The 19527-nt window shown below is 60.1% G+C and carries 22 protein-coding genes; 7 read left to right on the top strand and 15 right to left on the bottom strand.

All coding sequences use genetic code 11. The annotated features are described in order from the left end of the window. Nucleotide 1: 1 nt before the first annotated feature. The 4 genes from cobT to cobS are packed head-to-tail and all read right to left on the bottom strand — an operon-like array spanning nucleotide 2 to nucleotide 4121. Nucleotides 2-1879: a cobaltochelatase subunit CobT gene (gene cobT, locus ACZ1HN_RS16735; protein ID WP_299742165.1), complete on the bottom strand. Its 1878-nt coding sequence runs from the start codon at nucleotides 1877-1879 to the stop codon at nucleotides 2-4. After that, nucleotides 1876-2577, bottom strand: coding sequence for an aspartate/glutamate racemase family protein (locus ACZ1HN_RS16730; protein ID WP_472728318.1), 702 nt, complete (start codon nucleotides 2575-2577; stop codon nucleotides 1876-1878). Before ACZ1HN_RS16730 ends, cobT begins: the two co-directional genes overlap by 4 nt. 35 nt (nucleotides 2578-2612) lie before the next feature. Further along, the gene (locus ACZ1HN_RS16725) at nucleotides 2613-3128 is read right to left on the bottom strand and encodes a hypothetical protein (RefSeq protein ID WP_472728317.1); all 516 of its coding nucleotides are present in this window, start codon (nucleotides 3126-3128) and stop codon (nucleotides 2613-2615) included. 6 nt (nucleotides 3129-3134) lie between these two features. Continuing rightward, nucleotides 3135-4121 (bottom strand): cobaltochelatase subunit CobS, encoded by a 987-nt coding sequence (gene cobS / locus ACZ1HN_RS16720; RefSeq protein WP_299200750.1) that lies wholly within the window; start codon nucleotides 4119-4121, stop codon nucleotides 3135-3137. A 190-nt stretch (nucleotides 4122-4311) separates the two neighbouring features. Between cobS and ACZ1HN_RS16715 the strand changes: the two genes are divergently transcribed. Further along, nucleotides 4312-4785 carry a hypothetical protein gene (locus ACZ1HN_RS16715; RefSeq protein WP_299742160.1) on the top strand — a complete coding sequence of 158 codons (474 nt, stop codon included), beginning with the start codon at nucleotides 4312-4314 and terminating at the stop codon, nucleotides 4783-4785. On the opposite strand, the gene ACZ1HN_RS16710 is transcribed toward ACZ1HN_RS16715, so the two are convergent. Next, the gene (locus tag ACZ1HN_RS16710; protein WP_299200746.1) at nucleotides 4778-5404 is read right to left on the bottom strand and encodes a J domain-containing protein; all 627 of its coding nucleotides are present in this window, start codon (nucleotides 5402-5404) and stop codon (nucleotides 4778-4780) included. The genes ACZ1HN_RS16715 and ACZ1HN_RS16710 overlap by 8 nt on opposite strands. 89 nt (nucleotides 5405-5493) lie before the next feature. On the opposite strand from ACZ1HN_RS16710, the gene ACZ1HN_RS16705 reads away from it, so the two are divergent. Continuing rightward, complete coding sequence (locus tag ACZ1HN_RS16705) at nucleotides 5494-5751, top strand: BolA family protein (RefSeq protein WP_472729342.1); 258 nt, start codon at nucleotides 5494-5496, stop codon at nucleotides 5749-5751. Between the two features lie 6 nt (nucleotides 5752-5757). On the opposite strand, the gene ACZ1HN_RS16700 is transcribed toward ACZ1HN_RS16705, so the two are convergent. After that, a complete protein-coding gene (locus tag ACZ1HN_RS16700; protein WP_472728316.1) occupies nucleotides 5758-6252 on the bottom strand; it encodes a DUF4177 domain-containing protein in 495 nt (164 codons plus the stop codon). A 48-nt stretch (nucleotides 6253-6300) separates the two neighbouring features. Next, nucleotides 6301-6774, bottom strand: a complete 474-nt coding sequence (locus ACZ1HN_RS16695; protein WP_472728315.1) for a thioesterase family protein — start codon at nucleotides 6772-6774, stop codon at nucleotides 6301-6303. 85 nt (nucleotides 6775-6859) lie between these two features. Here ACZ1HN_RS16695 and ACZ1HN_RS16690 point away from each other — a divergent pair, with 85 nt between their 5' ends. From ACZ1HN_RS16690 to ACZ1HN_RS16680, 3 genes are all read left to right on the top strand, one after another. Beyond that, entirely contained in the window at nucleotides 6860-7309 is a 450-nt protein-coding gene (locus tag ACZ1HN_RS16690; protein ID WP_472728314.1) for a class I SAM-dependent methyltransferase, read from the top strand. Beyond that, the gene (locus ACZ1HN_RS16685) at nucleotides 7284-8051 is read left to right on the top strand and encodes a hypothetical protein (RefSeq protein WP_472728313.1); all 768 of its coding nucleotides are present in this window, start codon (nucleotides 7284-7286) and stop codon (nucleotides 8049-8051) included. Before ACZ1HN_RS16690 ends, ACZ1HN_RS16685 begins: the two co-directional genes overlap by 26 nt. Nucleotides 8052-8171: 120 nt before the next feature. Beyond that, nucleotides 8172-9770 carry a C1 family peptidase gene (locus tag ACZ1HN_RS16680; protein ID WP_472728312.1) on the top strand — a complete coding sequence of 533 codons (1599 nt, stop codon included), beginning with the start codon at nucleotides 8172-8174 and terminating at the stop codon, nucleotides 9768-9770. Nucleotides 9771-9807: 37 nt separating this feature from the next. Here the strand turns inward: ACZ1HN_RS16680 and gatB are convergent, their stop codons facing one another. Then, on the bottom strand, nucleotides 9808-11322 hold the full coding sequence (gene gatB / locus ACZ1HN_RS16675; protein ID WP_472729341.1) for an Asp-tRNA(Asn)/Glu-tRNA(Gln) amidotransferase subunit GatB: 1515 nt from the start codon (nucleotides 11320-11322) through the stop codon (nucleotides 9808-9810). Between the two features lie 104 nt (nucleotides 11323-11426). On the opposite strand from gatB, the gene ACZ1HN_RS16670 reads away from it, so the two are divergent. Next, the gene (locus ACZ1HN_RS16670) at nucleotides 11427-11921 is read left to right on the top strand and encodes a hypothetical protein (RefSeq protein WP_472728311.1); all 495 of its coding nucleotides are present in this window, start codon (nucleotides 11427-11429) and stop codon (nucleotides 11919-11921) included. On the opposite strand, the gene ACZ1HN_RS16665 is transcribed toward ACZ1HN_RS16670, so the two are convergent. Continuing rightward, a complete protein-coding gene (locus ACZ1HN_RS16665) occupies nucleotides 11918-12616 on the bottom strand; it encodes a hypothetical protein (protein ID WP_472728310.1) in 699 nt (232 codons plus the stop codon). The two genes, ACZ1HN_RS16670 and ACZ1HN_RS16665, sit on opposite strands and share 4 nt — an antisense overlap. Continuing rightward, on the bottom strand, nucleotides 12616-13224 hold the full coding sequence (locus ACZ1HN_RS16660; protein WP_472728309.1) for a hypothetical protein: 609 nt from the start codon (nucleotides 13222-13224) through the stop codon (nucleotides 12616-12618). Before ACZ1HN_RS16660 ends, ACZ1HN_RS16665 begins: the two co-directional genes overlap by 1 nt. Nucleotides 13225-13503: 279 nt before the next feature. Between ACZ1HN_RS16660 and ACZ1HN_RS16655 the strand changes: the two genes are divergently transcribed. Further along, the gene (locus ACZ1HN_RS16655; RefSeq protein ID WP_472728308.1) at nucleotides 13504-14127 is read left to right on the top strand and encodes a transglycosylase SLT domain-containing protein; all 624 of its coding nucleotides are present in this window, start codon (nucleotides 13504-13506) and stop codon (nucleotides 14125-14127) included. Nucleotides 14128-14218: 91 nt separating this feature from the next. Here the strand turns inward: ACZ1HN_RS16655 and ACZ1HN_RS16650 are convergent, their stop codons facing one another. From ACZ1HN_RS16650 to pepN, 5 genes are all read right to left on the bottom strand, one after another. Further along, nucleotides 14219-15118, bottom strand: a complete 900-nt coding sequence (locus ACZ1HN_RS16650) for an alpha/beta fold hydrolase (protein ID WP_472728307.1) — start codon at nucleotides 15116-15118, stop codon at nucleotides 14219-14221. After that, nucleotides 15115-15546: a hypothetical protein gene (locus tag ACZ1HN_RS16645; RefSeq protein WP_472728306.1), complete on the bottom strand. Its 432-nt coding sequence runs from the start codon at nucleotides 15544-15546 to the stop codon at nucleotides 15115-15117. The genes ACZ1HN_RS16650 and ACZ1HN_RS16645 overlap by 4 nt, the downstream gene beginning before the upstream one ends. Next, a complete protein-coding gene (locus ACZ1HN_RS16640) occupies nucleotides 15543-16286 on the bottom strand; it encodes an SDR family oxidoreductase (protein WP_472728305.1) in 744 nt (247 codons plus the stop codon). Before ACZ1HN_RS16640 ends, ACZ1HN_RS16645 begins: the two co-directional genes overlap by 4 nt. A gap of 21 nt (nucleotides 16287-16307) precedes the next feature. Continuing rightward, a complete protein-coding gene (locus ACZ1HN_RS16635; RefSeq protein ID WP_472728304.1) occupies nucleotides 16308-16823 on the bottom strand; it encodes a DUF1993 family protein in 516 nt (171 codons plus the stop codon). Nucleotides 16824-16900: 77 nt separating this feature from the next. Next, nucleotides 16901-19444 carry an aminopeptidase N gene (gene pepN / locus ACZ1HN_RS16630; RefSeq protein WP_472728303.1) on the bottom strand — a complete coding sequence of 848 codons (2544 nt, stop codon included), beginning with the start codon at nucleotides 19442-19444 and terminating at the stop codon, nucleotides 16901-16903. Nucleotides 19445-19527 lie beyond the last annotated feature (83 nt).

Below are 19527 nucleotides of genomic sequence, written 5' to 3'. Positions count from 1 at the left end.
CTCAACCCGCGCGCTTCATCCCCATGACACGCGCCCGCGCACGTGGATCACTGTCAAACAGCGCAGCCAATTGTTCAGTCATCGCCCCCGCCAATTGTTCGACATCGGTAATGGTCACCGCGCGGTCATAATAGCGGGTCACGTCATGCCCGATCCCGATGGCCAACAATTCAACGGCTTTCTTCCGTTCGACCATCGCAATCACATCCCGCAGGTGTTTTTCCAGATAGTTGGCCGGGTTCACGGACAAGGTACTGTCATCGACCGGCGCGCCATCCGAAATCACCATCAGAATCTTGCGTGCTTCGGGACGCCCCGCCATCCGGCGATGCGCCCATTCCAGTGCCTCACCGTCGATGTTTTCCTTCAGCAGGCCTTCTTTCATCATCAGCCCCAGATTGGGCCGTGTCCGGCGCCAGGGCGCATCGGCGGACTTGTAGATGATATGGCGCAGGTCGTTCAGACGCCCGGGCTGGCTGGGGCGTCCATCGTTCAGCCACGCCTCACGGGCAAGGCCGCCTTTCCATGCGCGGGTGGTGAAGCCGAGGATCTCAACCTTCACATTGCACCGCTCAAGCGTGCGGGCCAGAACGTCGGCACAGATGGCCGCAATTGAAATCGGACGCCCACGCATGGACCCAGAATTGTCGAGCAGCAGCGTGACGACCGTATCGCGGAATTCAGTATCCTTTTCGACCTTGAAGGACAGCGGCGTCGTCGGGTTCGCTACCACGCGCGCCAGACGCCCGGCGTCCAGAATTCCTTCCTCGCGGTCGAACTCCCAGCTACGGTTCTGTTGCGCCTGCAAACGCCGCTGCAACTTGTTGGCCAGACGGCTCACGGCACCCTTCAGAGGCTCCAACTGTTGATCCAGATAGGCACGCAGCCGTTCCAACTCGACCGGCTCGGCCAGATCCTCGGCGCCGATCTCTTCGTCATGGGTGTCGAGGTAAACTTTGTAGTCCGGATCAGCCTCGGACACCGGCTGCGGGGCAGGGGGCTCCAGCGGCGCCTCGCCTTCGGGCATCTCCGCCTCTTCGCCCATCTCCTGATCGGCCATGTCATCCATGGACACCTGGGCCTCTGAGGCATCCTGCGTCTCGTCCTGCGAGCTTTCAGGTGTGCCTTCGGCGTTCTCTTCGTCCTGATCGTCCTGACCAGTGCTGTCGGGTTCCTGCTCTTCTTCCTGGCCTTCCTCGGCCTGGTCTTCCTGATCCTCGTCCAGCTGATCAGGATCGTCACCCAACTGATCACCATAACCGAGGTCCGTGATCACCTGCCGCGCAAAACGAGCAAAGGCCGTTTGGTCGTCCAGAATGTCACCAAGGTTTTCCAGCGTGCCGCCGGCCTGATCCTCGATAAAGCCGCGCCACAGCTCCATGGCATTCTCAGCCCCGGCCGGCAGGGGGCGACCGGTTGCCAGATGGCGCACCAGATAACCGGCCGCGGCAGCCAAGGGCACGTCAGAGGCTTGCTTGCACTGATCATAGCCTTTGCGCAGGGCTTCATTGGCAATCTTGGCATCAATGTTGCCGGCAGTGCCCGGCATGTCCCGCGCACCCATCGCCTCGCATCGGGCGGTTTCCATGGCTTCGTATAGATCGCGCGCCATCTCTCCTTGAGGGGAGTAGCGCGCATGAGTCTGTCCGTTGTGATAGCGGCGGTGCAGGGCCAGTGCGTCGGCGGTCCCACGGGCCAGCAACACCTCTTCGCGGGTCATACGACGGGAAACCTGTGGCAACCGCATGGAATCGCCCGACACCCCCGCTGGATCGACAGAGTAGGAGACGTTCAACTCGGGATCATTCGCCATGACCTTGGTTGCCTCGGCGAGGGCCTTCTTGAAGGGATCGGCGGGGTTGTCGTTTTGGGTGCTCATGCAGAACCGCCTACGGAATGGTCAGACAGGGTGGCGCGCCCGGTCGCAAGGGCAACCAGCACATCCACATGGATATCAAGCGCGTCGATGACTTCATAGCCCAAGTCGCGCCCGTCAAAAGCAAGGTTGAGATCGGTGCCAGCCAACACAACAGCTTGCGCCCCCGCATCGACCAGTTTGCGCCCTTCTTCGATGAAAAAGGCGCGTTGCTCGTCTGTGCAGGCACCAGCCAAGGCCATGTCGGTGTAGGCCGTTCCAACTCCGTCGATATCTTGCGGCGTAACGGCCTTGGTGCGTTCAAGCTGGCCATACAACTGCGTACGCATGACGACGCCCGTTCCAAGCAATCCCACCGTTTCAAAGCCATTTGCGGCAAAGAATGCATCAAGTGGGCTTACCGCGCTGACCAAAGGCAATGTTGACAACGCAACAGTCTCGTCAAAACAGAAATGTCCGCCCAGCGACGTGATGGCCGCGCACTCGGCACCGGCCGCCTTCAGCCGTTTAATGAGACCAACGTAAATTTGCGCCTGCGCCGCCGTGTCCCCGGCCAAATTGTTAGCAAGCAAGGTCGAGGCCTCCGTATTGACAATGGTCAGTTCCAAAGGTGCAACCAGCGCACGCATAGCATCGGTCAAGCGCTGGTAATACACAATGGTCGCCGCAGGTCCGATGCCTCCGATTAGGCCAATATGCATGCGCTTACTCCTACACGGCCAAAGCTTCTCAAATTCTACGAACCCGGCTTGAGTTGCACCAGCGTTTGAGACTGTTGTGATCGAACAGATGCGCAAAAACGTCTGTCATTTGCCAGTACACTTGGCGCCTGTCCGGTGACGGTAACTTTCACGCTGCTGGCATCGATGATCTTATTGTAATTCTTTGAAAAGGTTTCAGAACCTTCTTTCACACGTCTTTTGCGACCAGCCTCGGCGAAGTTGGATGGGTGGAACTTAGGTTGCTCTGCGAGAGCTTTAAAGTCCGAGTAGGTTTTTAAAGCAGTGAGTGTCGCGTCTGGATCCGGCAATGGCCCAGCCAGATCAAACGTACCAATGGAGTCGATGAAAACCCTGGATACAGCCATGCACTGCAGGTAGGTTTCATACTCGTTGATTGCTCCTGACCGAACCTGCTGTCGTAGAGGAACTTCTGCAAGCCACGCAGTTTGCTTTTCCGATTCTGGAGCATTTTCGCAAGCAGCGGCTAACATAAGGCAGATTGCCGTCCCAACTTTGGCCGTTACGTGCATGAAGTCTTACCCCAAGCTGACACTCGCCGCGCTTTCCGGCAGTTCCTCGTCGAACAGACGCTGGTAGAACTCGGCCACTGTCTGCCGCTCCAGCTCATCGCATTTGTTCAGGAAGGACAGGCGGAACGCATAGCCCACGTTACGGAAAATCTCGGCGTTCTGTGCCCAAGAGATCACCGTCCGAGGCGACATCACGGTCGACAAGTCACCGTTCATAAATGCGGTGCGGGTCAGGTCGGCAACGGTCACCATCTGCTTGACGGTCTTGCGACCCTCGGCGGTGTTGTAGTGCGGGTTTTTCGCCAGTACGATTGCCGTTTCGGCATCGATCGACAGGTAGTTCAGCGTTGCCACCAGCGACCAGCGGTCCATCTGGCCTTGGTTGATCTGCTGTGTCCCGTGATACAGGCCCGTCGTATCGCCCAGACCGACCGTGTTGGCTGTCGCAAAGATGCGGAAATAGGGGTGGGGGTTGATCACCTGGTTCTGGTCAAGAAGCGTCAGCTTGCCGTCCACCTCCAGCACACGTTGGATCACGAACATCACGTCGGCGCGGCCCGCGTCGTATTCGTCGAACACGATGGCGGTGGGGTTGCGCAAGGCCCAGGGCAGGATACCTTCTTGGAAATCAGTGACTTGCTTTCCGTCCTTCAACTTGATGGCATCCTTGCCAATCAGGTCGATGCGGGAAATGTGGCTGTCGAGGTTCACACGGACCGCAGGCCAGTTCAGACGCGACGCCACCTGTTCGATGTGTGTCGACTTGCCCGTCCCGTGATAGCCTTGGATCATCACACGACGGTTGTGGGAAAAGCCCGCAAGGATCGCCAGCGTGGTGTCGGGATCGAACTTGTAGGTGCTGTCCAACTCGGGCACGCGCTCTGTCCGGTCTGCAAAACCCTTGACCACCATGTCCGTATCAATGCCGAACACTTCGCGGACCGAGATTTCCTCGGTTGGTTTTGCATTGATGTCCATTCCACCGTCCGCCATCTCAAATTGTCCTTCAGCATAGAAAACGCGCCCCGGATGGGCGCGCTGATCGTGGTGCAACATATAGCCGGAAAGGGCAAGGGGAAGGGGGCGGGTAGCCCTGGAAATTGCGCAAGACCTGCACAAGCAGCAGATCAGTCTCTGCACAACCCTTGGTCACATTGGGATCGTCAACAAAGGAAATCTCATCGTGACATGCTTCATCCAACCCTCCATTCGAATGCACAGCGCCATCCTGACCGGCATAGGTGGTGGTGCAACAGCGCAAGCCATGAGCCTGTGGGGCGGCGATTTGGCGCGCTTTCTGCCACCAACATGGCTTCTGACTTTGACAGCTGTTTTTGGTGCGGCTTGCGCAGGCGCCATCCTGGCCAGCGCATTGGGCCGCAGTGGGTTGATAGGCGTGGTGATCTGCATCTTGGCCTGGCCGGTCGCCACCGCACTAGGGGCGGCCATCGCTGCGGTGCCGTTCGGCCTATCAGGAGCCGATATGCGTTACGGCGTGGCCGGTGGTTTCGTCACTGCCATGACGGAGGCAGCTCCTCTGGGCCTTTTGGCCGTCGGCGATGGCATCACCACCAGTTGGGTGGTCGCCGCCGTCTGGGTGTTGTCGGCGGCTCTTGTTCATGTCGTCTTGCGTGTGGAAAGGCAGGTATCTATTTGAAATTTCGGCTGTCTTTGATCTGGTCCCAAGCCCACACAACCTCTTGCAGCTGCTCCTCCTGGCTGCGATCTCCGCCGTTCATGTCGGGGTGCAGCACCTTGATGAGCGCCTTGTAGGCCTTGCGCACTTCGGCCTTGGTCGCATCGGCCGTGGCGTCCAGGATCTCGATGGCGCGCTTTTCAGTGGGCGGCAAACGACGGGCCGCAGCAGAGCCACCGCGACCGGGGTTCTGCGTCGCGTTCTTGCCCAGCACCTGGTGCGGGTCCTCGATGCCCAAGCGTGCCCACGCGCGCGCTTCGGGGTCGCCCATAGGCTTGGTCTGGCGTTCCCACACCTTGTCCTTGGACTGCTGGGCGTTGATCTCGGCCTCGGTCGTGCCGTCAAAGAAGTTCCACTTGGTGTTGTACTCGCGCACGTGCTGCTGACAGAACCAGAAGAAATCATCCAGCACATCCGGCGCTTTGGGCGCGCGAAACTTGCCTGCTTCTTCGCAACCCTCGTGATCACACACCCGAGTGGACGTTTCGGACGCGCCTGACATACCCCTGCGTCCGCGCGGGTTCTTCTTCTTTGCAGAAGACACGGACATATCAAAACCAAATGGATCGTGTTTGGGCATGGGAAGGGGTCCTTTCCAGACTCAGGCCCACAAGTTTAGAGTCTGCGGACAGAGATTGAAGGGGGTGAATGAAAAAAATGTCAGGTGAAATGACCGTTCGGCAAGAAATTGAAGACAAGCTGCGCGCCGCGTTCAATCCGCGCGAGGTTGTCGTGGTCGATGACAGCGCCAGTCATGCAGGCCATTCCGGGGCGCCAGCTGCGGGGCAGAGCCACTTTAATGTCATGCTGCGAAGTTCTGTTTTTGAAGGGAAAAATCGTGTTTCTTGTCATCGTGCCGTGCATACAGCGCTTGGACCCGAGCTGATCGGGCGCATTCATGCGCTTGCGCTGGATCTGGATGTTTAAGAAGCTTTAATCCTTTGCGTCTGCACTGCCACGCTGGTTTGCCAGGTTCTTGAGCGACGCGGTCATGCCAGATACCGGACTGGTTTCCTCGACGCCATTGTCAGATGCCATCTGCGTGGCGCCTTCACCGGGCGCAAATGTCGCATCTACACGCTCGTCCTCTGTTTCGACATCGGTCGTACTGGCTTCCGTTTCCAACGCTTCGGTGGGCGGTGGAAGCAGCTCGGGTTCAAACTCGTCAATCGGGTCGCTGACCGTCCGACGGAACACCAGAAGGTTGCGCCATTCCGTTGTGCTGCCTGTAAGGCCGGACCGTTCGATCGAAGGCAGCGTTTCAGCGCGCTGAAATTCCCAACCTTCACGGCCCATATCGTTCATCATTGCCTCAAGCGCATGTGCAAACCGCGCTTCCGGACCTTTGACGCCCTTGCCCTTCACACCCTTGGTGGGGGCGGGCACCACCTTGTATTCCCAACCTGACACGATCTGTCCCCTTGTCATGTTTCGCGCGGATATATCTGGCAAGATGTCGCGTGAAAAGCCCGCTGCTCAGGTGCGGCGAATACCGATGCTGGCATGCACACCCTCTGGTTTGTCTAGAACCGCATGTGCGTCCGCGACGCGCTTCACCCGCGCCAGCACGTCGCCGGGCATCGGTGCCACGCGTGGACCTGATTGGTCCACATGCAATGTCATGGTTTCTCCCGTCGCCGCCAGCCACCCGTCCGCATGGCGTAGCTCTTGAAAGGAATGCAGCCGCTTGTCGTCAAAATCCACAAGATGATAGCTGACAATTACCGGATCGTTCACATGCAGTTCGCGCAGGTAACGCACGTGGAACTCGGCCGCATAGGTCGTGTTGCCGGTGCGTGACTGATAATCCGGGCCGAACCCGAAGTGTTTGAACATCTGGTCCGCGCCCATGTCGAACAGCACGCCATAATAGGCCATGTTCAGGTGGCCATTGAAGTCGATCCACTCGGGTTTGACCGTCATCACGGTCGATTGAAACGGGGCTTGCATGTGACCTCCTGCTGGCGCGTCCTACCGGATTGCATGCGCGGGCAGGGGTGGTAAAGCTGAAAACCATTGTTTGAATGGATATGCCATGACCGACACCGTGCGCGCCCAATACGAGGCGTTTCCTTACCCCGAGCGTAAACCCACGGACGAACGCAAACGTCTGATCACCGGGTCGCCGTCGTTGCCGGTTGAAATGGACCACTGGCTCTGGGGCGGGGCACGGGACTGGTCGCAGCCCCTCAAGGCGCTGGTTGCCGGGGGCGGGACAGGCGATGCCCTGATCCAACTGGCGCAGAAGCTGACGGATGCCGGGCGGCCCTATGACATCACCTATCTCGATCTGTCACAGGCCTCGCGTCGGATTGCAGAGAAGCGGGCAGAGGTGCGCAAACTGCGCGGTATTACCTTTGTCACTGGGTCACTGCTTGATGCAGGCGACCACGGTCCATTCGATTACATCGATTGCTGCGGCGTGTTGCATCACCTGCCAGATCCGCAGGCGGGGTTCGATGCGCTTGCGGGTGCCCTTCCTTAAACCGGATGGCGGCATTGGCCTCATGGTCTATGCCCCCCACGGGCGGTCCGGCGTTTACCCGCTGCAAGATGCCTTCAACACAGTACTGCACACCCTGCCGCCCGAGAAACAACTGAAAGCTGCCAAGCGCGTCTTTGATCGCTTGCCGGACGCACACCCGTTCAAGCGCAATCAACGCCTTGTGGATCACAAGAACGGGGATGTGGGTTTCTATGATCTGCTGCTCCACAGCCAGGATCGCCCCTTCACGATCACGGCGCTGATCGAGGCGTTAAACGCTGCCGGGTTGGACTATGCGGGCGCGCCCGAGGCGATGCTCTACGATCCGACAGCGTTGTTGGACGATGCAAGCGGCCTTGGCCCGGTTGCCGATATGCAATTGGCCGAAGACCTGCGCGGCACGTTCAAAACCCACATCGCCTATGCCCATCCCAAGGGACAGGTGATTGCACCGCCACTGGGCCAGCCCGATGCGGTGCCGCACTTGCGCGACATGGATGCCGCAGCGGTGGCCAACCATCTGGCAAAAGGGCAGGGCCTGACCATCGACACGGCAGGGGCATCCTTTCACTTCGACATCCCGACACAGGCTGCGCCGCTGGTTGCGCGCGTGGATGGGCAGCGGTCTGTCGCGGATATTGCGCCGTCGGACACGGACCTGCGCCACTGGGCGGCGGTCGAGGCGGCGCTCCGCCCGTCGGGACTGATGCACTATTCCCGCCTGTTGGTCGAACAAGACTGAATCGGGCACGCTAACCAACAACACGCAATGGTGGAACCCTCCGTTTGGGGGGATTGTCGAACGCTGCGCAGGCGGTAAATCTCAATCGTATTTTTTGTTATCTTTGAAAGGTTTGAATAGATGCGATTGAGAATTGTGTTTGGTTTTGTGGTTGTGCTTCTGGGATTGGGGACGGCCGTATCTGCCCAAAACAGTGTCGACTTGCGATCACAGCAGACAGGCATTCGGAATCAAGGAAACCAGAATACATGTACCCATTTTGCGGCCATCGCCGCGATCGAGGCCGCGTATCTGCGGCGCGGTATCCGCGTTGATCTGTCCGAAAGCTTTGCGCGGAGCGCGATCAAGACGATGTGGCTGACGCGGTGGACCAATGTTGCGGCAGGGACCGCCGCTCAAACCGAGAACCAATTGGCCTATGCGGGCGGGGGCACTGCCACCGAAACGCTCAAACTGTTGTCGAGTGGTATCAAAGTGCCAACAGAACGCGATTGGCCCTACCGCGACCGCTATACGGTGAACGACGACCCACGGGTCGCCAACCGCTGGAATGCACCGTTTTGGCAAAGCCAGCGCACGATGAACAATTTCAACCTGACCAGCGGTATCTGGCCGCGCGAAGCGCTGGAAGCGCCGCGTTACTATGCTGGAACCGGGTACACAGACATCAGTTTTGCAAACGGCGTCAATGCTGCCATCCGCCAGATCGAGGGGCAGCTTGCCCAAAACCGAGAGGTGACAGGCGGGTTCACCAACGGCAACGGCGTCATCCGGACCGCAGGGTCGCGCGATACGATCCTGGTAGATGATTGCCCGGGCGGATGTCCTCCTGCCGGTCATGCCATGTTGCTTGTCGGCTATAACAAGACAGACCCGAACCCTGCCAACCACTACTTCATCGCCAAGAACAGTTGGGGGGTATCGAACGGTGCCACCCGGTCCGACGGGTTTACCTATCTCACCTACGCGTTCATGCGGGGCAATCTGGTCAATGCTGGTTACATCACTGGGGTCGTCGAACCGAAACCGTGGCGCGAGGCGGCTTTTGTTGGCCGTTGGAACATCATCTTTGATGGGCATCGCGGCGTGATTGACATCAACAAGGTTCCGGGTGTGATGACCAGCATCACCAAATCCCGTGACGACCTGCAGGATCGGCGCATCGGGACATACTTTGACGCCAACGGCACGGCATACCGGGTGAACGGCGCGATGTCCGGCAATCGTATCCGCTTCTACATCGACAAGGACAATCCGAATGCGCGCTATGATACGCTCACGGGCCGAACGTTCGACTACACCCTGACCGAGGATGCGAGCTTTGCCAGTGGCCAGCATCGCGACCCGGACGGGAAAGTCTATGGCGGGTATATGTGGCGTGACGATGTCGATGCACCACAGGCTCCGGCACGCGTGTCCGGCATCGACTGGCAACGCGCGCAGGGCACATGGGACGTCCACACCGGGGCGGGCGGCCCGGTCAGCACGTTTGAGTTGCGATATGACCCGGCACAAGGTCAGCCGCGCATTCTTGAGGGCAATGTGCTCTACGATACGACAATGCCGCGTACCCGGAACCAGCGGTCATTTGTATTCGCGCGCGGACAGCGCGAGATTGGCATGTTCCACGCCATGAGCTGGGATGCCAATCGCGCTGTCGGACGTATTGCGTATGGTCCGGCGGCCACGCTGGTGCCAGCCGTTTTTATAAAACGCTAAGTATGGGCGCGGGCGGGCCAGTGACCGCCCGCGTGCATCACCCCTGAAGCTTCTTGGCGACGATTTCGTTCACCGCCTTGGGGTTGGCCTTGCCGCCCGTGGCCTTCATCACCTGACCCACGAACCAGCCCGCCAGTTTTGGGTTCGCCTTGGCCTTTTCGACCTGCGCGGGGTTGGCGGCAATCACCTCGTCCACGGCGGCTTCGATGGCGCCGGTGTCTGTCACCTGTTTCATGCCACGGGCCTCGACGACCTCAGCCGGGTCACCGCCCTCGGTATAGATGATCTCGAACAGGTCCTTGCCGATCTTGCCCGAGATGTCGCCCTTGCCGATCAGGTCGATGATGCCGCCCAACTGGGCCGGGGACACGGGGCTGTCGGTGATGCCCTTGTCGTCATCTCGCTTCAGGCGGCCGAACAACTCGTTGATCGTCCAGTTCGCGGCTTGCTTACCATCGCGACCTTCGGCAACGGCCTCGAAGTAGGCTGCCGTATCCACATCGGCGGTCAACACGGATGCGTCATAGTCGGTCAGTCCAAAATCCCCGATAAACCGGATCTTCTTGGCATCCGGCAGTTCGGGCAGGGAGGCGGCGATGTCATCCACCCATGCCTGCTCGATCTCAAGCGGCAGCAGATCGGGATCGGGGAAATAGCGATAATCATGCGCTTCTTCCTTCGAGCGCATCGACCGCGTTTCGCCCTTGTCCGGGTCATAGAGGCGTGTTTCCTGATCGACGGAGCCACCGGCCTCGACAATCGCAATCTGACGCCGCGCCTCGACCTCGATCGCCTGCTGAATAAAGCGCATCGAGTTCATGTTCTTGATCTCGCAGCGCGTGCCCAGATGCGAAAAGTCCTGCGTTTCCTGGTACTCCTCGTACTGACCGGGGTGACAGATCGACACGTTCACATCCGCGCGCAGGTTGCCGTTTTGCATGTTGCCGTCGCAGGTGCCGAGATAGCGCATGATCTGGCGCAGCTTGACGATATAGGCGGCGGCCTCTTCGGGGCCGCGAATGTCGGGGCGGCTGACGATTTCCATCAGGCAAACGCCCGTACGGTTCAGGTCCACGAAGGACATGTTCGGATCCATGTCGTGGATCGACTTGCCTGCGTCCTGCTCCATGTGGATACGCTCGATCCGCACCATGCGCGCGGTGCCGTCACCCAATTCGACCAGCACCTCACCCTCGCCCACAATGGGATGATACAGCTGCGAAATCTGGTAACCCTGAGGCAGGTCAGGGTAGAAATAGTTCTTGCGGTCAAAGGCCGAGTTCAAGTTGATCTCGGCCTTCAGCCCCAACCCGGTGCGCACCGCCTGTTCCACGCAATATTCGTTGATGACGGGCAACATGCCCGGCATGGCCGCGTCCACAAAGGCAACGTTTGAGTTGGGTTCGGCGCCGAACTTTGTCGACGCACCTGAAAACAGCTTGGCGTTGGATGACACCTGCGCGTGCACCTCCATCCCGATCACCAGTTCCCAATCGTGCTTGGCACCGGAAATCACTTTGGGTTTGGGAAGGTCATAGGTCAGGTCAAGCATGGTCTCACCGATCTGCATCAAGGGGCTATCGCGCGGTGTAATGCGCTGCTGCAGCGCTCGCAAGAGGGCGCGACGATGCGGCGTCTTTGCAGAAGGGGCGTATCATGCAAGCTGGCGCCATGAAGATTGATGAAATCCCGGTGCCGCAGGGCACGTTGATCGCGCCCTACGCTGAAAAAGAGGCGCACTATACCGATTGCTTTGAGACACCGGTTTCAGCGCCGGTGTCACTGGAGACGTTTGTATACGCCTTCTACACCCAACCCTTGTTCAAGGCAGAACGGGTGCTTCTGCGTTTGCTAGCGCAGCAGGCGTCAACAGATGCCGAGGCAGAGGCGCTTGCCAAGGGAACGACAGACCGGTTCGCGGTGTGGCAGGTCGAAGGCCGCACTCCGGCCGAGATTCTGATGGCGGACCGGGCAGGGCGCACGATGTCCTGGCTGATGGTGACAGAGGATCGCATGCGGTTTGGATCCATCGTGGTCCCGCTGCGCACCAAGTCTGGCAAGCTGACACTTGGACCGGTGTTTCACAGCCTGATCGGCGCGCACAAAGTCTACTCTCGCGCACTTCTGTCAGGCGCGGCACGCCGGGTTTAGAAGGACTGAAGCTCGGGGCCGTGGTCAGTGAAAACCACGTTTTTGCCCGATGCCAATTCGCGGCGAAACAACTGGGTCAGATAGCGCAAGGCATCGGCGTGGCCTGACGCGGCAAACCGGTCTGCACAGCGCACGCGCAACCCGTTGTCAAACCCGCGGGCGGCGTGGGCCCAGACCATCGGGTGCACTTCGGTCAGATGCTCGCGCACAACCTCGTCGGCGGCCGCGGCTATCTGAATGCGGATATAATCCGTTTCGTCATCCCCCGTGGGTGCTGCACCCATCGTATTGGCGCAATAGGCCGCAATCAGGTTGACCGTATGCTGATCAGGGCTGCGTTTCAGAATGTCATTCAGACCATCCAGAAAGAAATCCAGATCAAGCCGTGCACAGGCTTCGCTGTCTTGGGCGATTGCATCGAACATCACCCAAGCGTAGGCGCCGGACCCCCACAAATCAAAACTGTGACCGGCGGCGCGGCGGGCTTCGACGTCCAGACGCGCGTATGAACCTCTCCAGCGTGGCAGCAAGTGGGTGCCCATCGCCCGAAATGCGCGGGGGTTCTTTGGATCCAGATCAATCCAGGTCTCGTAGTTGGACACGACCCTTGACGTCGCGCCGCCCTGTCCGGTGATCAAGGCACAATGCGCCGCAGCAAGCAGCGGCGAAGCATGTTCTCTCGCGTCGAAATCCATCAGGATGTCGGCTGCCCTGTCAAAATGGGCGGCAAACGCCTCGCGATTGCGTGTCGGTACTTCAACGTCCCAGCCCGTACCGCGCCAGGCCCACCCCAGATCCATGTGTGTTTGCGCCACGATGGTTGCGATGACTGGGTTTGCAGAGTGCTCTGCCAGAACCCTCTCCAGCGCCTCGATTCCAGCCAAAGGGGCGCACCCGGATCGGGGCGACCGGAAATCAGGGCATGTTCGGCCGCGCTCACCACGTCCGCGCGCGCACCAAAGGCCAATAGATCTGCAACAGGCGTGCCGCCCAGTGTCTTTTGCCTGGCTTTGTCGGTTCGGGTGATTTCGGCTGTCAGCCGGGACCATTCGTCAAGGCGAGCCAATTTCAACCCGCGCGCCTGATGGGTGTCGCGTGCGCGTTCTTCTGCCGTCGGATTGGGGCAGGGGATCGACAGTTTTCCAGCGGGTGTTTCGGCTTGGCAGGGTGAAAGCGGGTCGGATACATCGGGCGCCTCGTGTCCCATCTGCAGAACGCCATCCGAGGCCATGGTGAAATGTGGCGCCGCAAGCATGTTGCGAATATGCGCCCATGGCGCCCTGAGGCGTTCTGCAAAAGCCATAGTTACCTGTCCGCTACTCGTTACAGCATCAAACTTGCCCGAAAAATGGGTCACAAAAGGGGCGAAGCCGGGACAAGTTCAGGCCTTGTATGTAGTCATTTTTGGCAAACTCGCGCGCTGGTTTTATCAATGCATGACATGCGGGCAGATTGTTGCCAACGCGGCCACAGAGCGCGGATTCGAACCCATGCGCTGGGTGGACAGAGTTGGTAGGAAACGCGCATATTTGCCGTCATGTCCGGTCTGCGCATACTGCTTGTCCTCGCAACTGCCCTTTTGATGCCGAATCTTTCAAAGGGGCAGGACAGTGATCCCTATGCCGGGCTGCGCCCGCCCGCTCGAACGGGGGACGTACCACGTACCCGATGGACGCATCAGCCAGGCTATGTTCTGTGGAATCGCGCCGCCCTGTCCGCGCTCAAGGGGCATGGCAAACCGCTGGTGGACCTAGTGCCTTCAGACATCAAGGATTGGTGTCCGCGCTATCCCGTTGCCAATGATGATGACCGCCGTGCGTTCTGGCTTGGTTTCATGTCGGCCTTGGCCAAGTATGAAAGCACCTACAAACCGCGTGCCGTCGGAGGCGGCGGGAAATGGTACGGGCTTTTGCAGATATTGCCTGCAACAGCACGCGGCTATGGCTGCAATGTAGGGACGGGTGAGGCGCTGAAAAACGGGGCTGCGAACCTCAGTTGCGCTGTGCGGATCATGGCCACGACCGTCCCCCGGGACGGGGTGATCTATGGGCGTGGCGGCAAGGGCGTGGCCGCCGATTGGGGGCCGATGAGATCTTCGTCCAAACGGGCGGACATGGCAGGTTGGCTCAAACGCCAACGCTATTGCGCGCCCTTGGATACGGTCCGTCCGGTGTCCAGACCTGCTCTGACGGTGGTGACCGACTAAGCGGCGCGCCCTGTCGGGCGCACACGATGTTTTGCAGCCCCCTCCGGCGGCTGTTTTGGTGCGAGGCTCTGCCTCGCGCTCCGTGGTATTTTCAGTCAGAAGAAGCCTGGGTCAGTGTTGATGCGATGTGATCCCAGACTTGTGGGTAGGTGAGCAGGATCAGGTGGCCGTGCCCATTGATGAAGGTGGCGCGCGCATCGGGCAGCGTGTCGACGAAGCGTTGCGTCGGGCGCGGTGGAAAGACCGGGTCGACGGCCCCGTGGTAAAAAGAGATATCCGCCCCTGCCAATGCTTCGGGATCGGGGTTCGTCCAGCGCCGCAAGTCACGGGTGTGACGGCGATAAAGCCCGTTTTCAGGCAACTGGATTCGCTCGTCATTGGCGGCAACCAATGCGTCCGCAGCCTCAACCGTTTCCGGGCGCGTATCGACATCGGGACCATAGGCGAGGCGGCGATAGTATTCGAGCCACACCTTGCGCGGGTTCAGGCTGCGGGCGCGGGCCGCTGCGGCGGCAGTTCCAGCCGCGCCGCGCAGCCCTGCCAGCACGGGTTGTGGTGCGGGCAGCGCAGTCGAGATGCCGATGACATGCACCTCGACATCCGGAGAGGCTGCGCGAATGTCCTTGGCCGCTTCCAGTGCGATCACCGCACCTGTGGAATGGCCGATCAGGTCGATGCGTTTCAGATCATGGGTTTGAACAAGGCGCGCGATCCGTGCCGCGGCGCGATCGAGGACGATGCTTTCATCTGCAGGACGGCCGTCAAACCCTGGCAGGCGGAAATAGGCGACGGCCCGGTCCCTGGTTTCCAATTCATCGATGGGGCGCAACACGCGGATCGACGTCATTGCGCCGGGGATACCAATCACGACGCTATCTGCCTGTGCCAGCGCCCTTGCATCATAGAGCAATGGGTCAGTGGGAGGGCTGGCTTCCTGTACCGCGCAGGCGGACAGCCAGAGGCTTGCGGCGAGGGCGCAGAACCACCTCATCCCAGCAGCGAGAAATGGTGCCGTTTCACGGTAATCCCCCGGTCTGTTAGCACGGTTTCGAATGTGTCTGCAGGCGGGGTCGCTTCCAGTGGGACGCGCACCTTGCGTCCCGAGGTCAGCACTGCACTGGTCCGCACCGAGAAATCGAGACGGGTGTCGAGGCGGATATGGTCGATCTTGTCCCACGTGATCTCTCCGGTGCGGCGCCCTGCAAACCAGCTTAGCCCATCTGACGCCAAAGCGATGCCTGCGCTGCGCCCGGAGACCAGATCATAAAGCGCGGGCGCCGTGCACAGCGCGATCAGCGCCATGAGGATCAGTGACGCGTCAAGCAATGCTATGGCCGCAAGGATCAAGGACCACACGACCAAAAGCGCAACCAGCGTCCGCCGGTTACGCCCGTTTGTTTCATACCGGTAAGGCGTCATCGCCCGCCGGTCACGTCAAGGGTCGAACCGGTCACATAGCTTGCCTCGTCCGACGCCAGCCAGAGGATCGCCTTGGCCACCTCCTCGGCCGATCCTTCGCGGCGCATGGGCACCATGTGGGCCAGCTTTTGCGCGCGCCCCGGTTGGCCGCCCTTGGCGTGGATCTCTGTGTCGATCAGTCCGGGGCGGACAGACATGACGCGAATACCATCTGACGCCACTTCGTCTGATAACCCCTTGGTAAAGGTGTCGATGGCGGCCTTGGAGGCGGCATAGTCGATGTATTGATTGCCCGAGCCCAACCGGGCTGCGGCAGAGGAAACGTTGATGATCGCGCCGCCGCTGCCCTGCGCCTGCATACGTATCACAGCCTCCTTTGCGACCAGCATCGCGCCGATCACGTTGACATTCATCATACGTGTCAGGCGGGCATGGTCGATATCGGTCAACGTGGCGGACTGATCTACGATGCCTGCGTTGTTGATCAGCACGTCGACACGGCCAAAGGCATCGTCGGCGGCCTGGTAGATGCGGGCGATGTCGTCGGGCTCTGCCACGTCGCCCTGCACGGTGATGGCCGTGCCGCCAGCCGCTTCAACGGCAGCCTTTGCAGCATTCGCGCCACCCAGATCGGACCGGTAGGCCAGCACGAAATCATAGTCTGCAGCACCAAGCCGGACACATGCGGCACCAATACCGGCGGACGCGCCGGTGATCAGGCAGACAGGGCGTTTGGACATGGAATAACCTTTCGAATTCAATCAGTTCAGGGGTGTGTCGGACACGAAACTGGTGCCGGGACCGTAGATGTGGAACCCATCCAGATCACCCTTCCCAACCTTTGCACCGGCCATCCGCACGGTGGCATAGGCAAGGGTCAGATGAAACTGGGCGTTGGGCAGGGCATAGAGCAAAGCATAATCGCGGCCCGATTGGGTCAGGGCTGCCTCTCCGGCAATATGAGAAATCTCACGCTCCTCGGCGCCGTCGAACGCGCCTCTGTCCAGCTGATCCAGAAGGAAACGCATGTCGTGGGCCAGCGCGAGGATTGCGCCCGGATCGGTGTCCATCGGCATCTCGGGCACCTCATCGCCCATCATTGGCATCACTGTGCGCGCGACGTAGCCCAAGGCCACGCAGAAATGCTCGGCCGCGGAAAAGCTGTCGGGGGCCAGCCGTGCCTCAAGCTGCACCGGATCGTCAAGGCACGACAGCAGGCGCTGCACCGCATCGGTGAGCCGCTTCAAAGGGGGGATCGTTACGTCGTATATGTCCATTGTCGGCTCGGTTATAATGTAAGGACCGGGGGCTCTGCCCCGGGCCCCCGAAGTTTACTTGGCAAGATGAAGGCGGATCAGCCCTCGCGAATACGCGTGATCATCTCGGTCGTGTCGCGGCTCAGGTTCGGGGTGGATGCGATACGCTCGAGCTCCTTGCCGATCATTGATTGGCGGATCGCATCATAACGGCGCCAGGTCTGGAAGGCGGAACACATACGCGCTGTCGTTTGCGGGTTCACCGGATCAAGCTTGATCAACCAGTCCGCCAGAAGGGTGTAGCCCGAGCCATCCTTGGCGTGGAAACCGGCGTGATGGGCGGCAAAGGTGCCCAGGGTCGCGCGGAACCGGTTGGGGTTCTTCCAGTTGAAATCGGTGTGTTTGGTCAGCGCCTTGGCCGTGTCGGCGGCGTCGTCCGGCTTGGCCTCGATCACCTGCATCCCGAACCATTTGTCCATCACCAGGCGGTCATGCTTCCATTGCGCCTCGAACTGGGCCAGGGCCGCATCGCCGCGGCCCGCGCGGATCAGGTAGGCAAGGGCCGCCAATTGCTGGGTCATGTTGGTGGCGCCGTCAAATTGGGCCTGTGCCATGTCCCCGCTATCAAGCCGCGTCAGGAGGGACAGCGCCGCGTTCCCCAATGCGCGCTGCCCCGATTGCTCTGCGTCTGGGGCATATGGGCCGTGCACCTGATGGCGTGTGTACAGGTCGGGAAGGGCGTCCGACGCGCGTTGTGCCAGCGCCTGTCGGTGGCTTTCGCACGCATCCCAGATCGCGTCCGGGTCCGGCGTTGTGCCGTTGGCATGCAGGTCGGCGGCCAATTGCGACTGACCGGGCAGGGCCAGGCAATAGGCACGGTAGGCGGGGTCGAGCGTGTCGTCGATCAGCAGGCCCGCCACCCCGTCGAGCCATTTGGCGTCGGGCGCGCTGCCTTTTGTCACCGCACTGATCAGGGATGCTTTGCCAAGGTTGCGCGCGGCTTCCCAGCGGTTGAACGGGTCGGTGTCGTGGGCCAGCAGGAATGCGTGGTCGGGGGTATGCTCCAATACGATGGGCGCCGAAAATCCGCGCAAGATCGATGGCACTGGTTTGGCACCCAACCCCGGAAAGTTGAAGCTTTGGCTGTCTTTGGTCAGTTCCAGCACCTGGGTTGGCAAAACCTCGTCCCCGTTTGGACCTAACAGGCCGACAGCAATCGGGATCACCTGCGCCTGCGGTTCCGGAGTTGCGGCAGAGGGTGGAGTGAGTTGCTCGAATGTCAGCGTATATGTGCCATTGTCAAAGCTGTCCGTGACGGCGACCCGTGGTGTGCCGGCTTGTGAATACCAACGTTTGAACTGCGTCAGGTCACGGCCCGTGGAATCCTCGAACACCTTGAGCCAGTCTTCGATCGTGGCCGCGTCGCCGTCGTGACGGTCAAAGTAGAGGTCGAGCGCTTTGCTATATCCCTCATCACCCACCAGCGTCTTGAGCATGCGGATCACCTCCGCCCCTTTCTCATAGACTGTGGCGGTATAGAAGTTGTTGATTTCCTGAAAGCTTTCGGGGCGCACTGGGTGGGCAAGCGGCCCCTGATCCTCGGGGAACTGGCGCGCCCGCAAATCGATCACATCGCTGATGCGTTTCACCGGTTCCGACCGCATGTCGGCGGTGAACTGGCTGTCGCGGAACACCGTAAGTCCTTCTTTCAGACACAGCTGAAACCAATCCCGGCAGGTGATGCGGTTGCCGGTCCAGTTGTGAAAATACTCGTGCGCGATGATCGCCTCGATCCGTTCGAAATTGGTGTCGGTCGATGTTTCGGGCGAGGCCAGAACGGCCGAGGCGTTGAATATGTTCAGCCCCTTGTTCTCCATTGCGCCCATGTTGAAATCGTCCACGGCCACGATGTTGAAGACATCAAGGTCATAGGCACGGCCATAGACGTCCTCGTCCCATTTCATTGAATCTTTCAGTGCCTGCATGCCAAAAGCACATTTGCCCTCATCCCCTGGACGGACGTAAAGGGCCAGGTCCACCTTGCGCCCCTCCATGGTGGTGAAGCTGTCGCGATGGGCAACCAGTTCACCGGCCACCAGTGCGAAGAGGTAAGCCGGTTTGGGCCACGGATCATGCCATTCGGCCCAACCGTCACCAGACGCCACCGGATTGCCGTTTGACAGCAGCACAGGGTGCGGTCCGTTGACCCGAACCGAGAAAGTCGACATCACGTCGGGCCGGTCTGGGTAATAGGTGATCTTGCGGAACCCCTCGGCCTCGCATTGGGTGCAATACATACCGTTCGACAGGTACAGCCCTTCAAGCGCCGTGTTGGCCGCAGGATCGATTTGCACCTCCGCCTCCCATGTGAAGGGCACGTTGGGCACGTCGCAGGTCAGCCCTTCGTCTGTGAGCTTCGGTTTGACCGCCTCTCCGTCGATCTTTGCCGCGATCAGCGACAGGTTTTTGCCATGCAGGAAAAACGTCTTGTTGGTGGCGTCGGGGTTTGGTGAGAACTTGATGCGTGATGTGACCCGCGTGGCCGAGGGGGCCAGATCGAAGGTCAGATGCACCTCTTCCACAACGTAGCCGAAGGGGGTGTAGTCCTTGAGGTAGATCGTCTGTGGAGATGCGTCGCGCATGGGGTCGCCTTTGTGGTCCGGAGTTGCGCGGACGGTAGGCCGATGGCGCGGCAGCGGCAAGAGTGTCGCGGGCGGGTTGGCAA

The sequence above is a fragment of the Tateyamaria sp. GN1-10 genome, from assembly GCF_055693845.1.
Note: the sequence above shows the minus strand (reverse complement) of the source record. Positions and strands in the feature narration are given on the sequence as shown.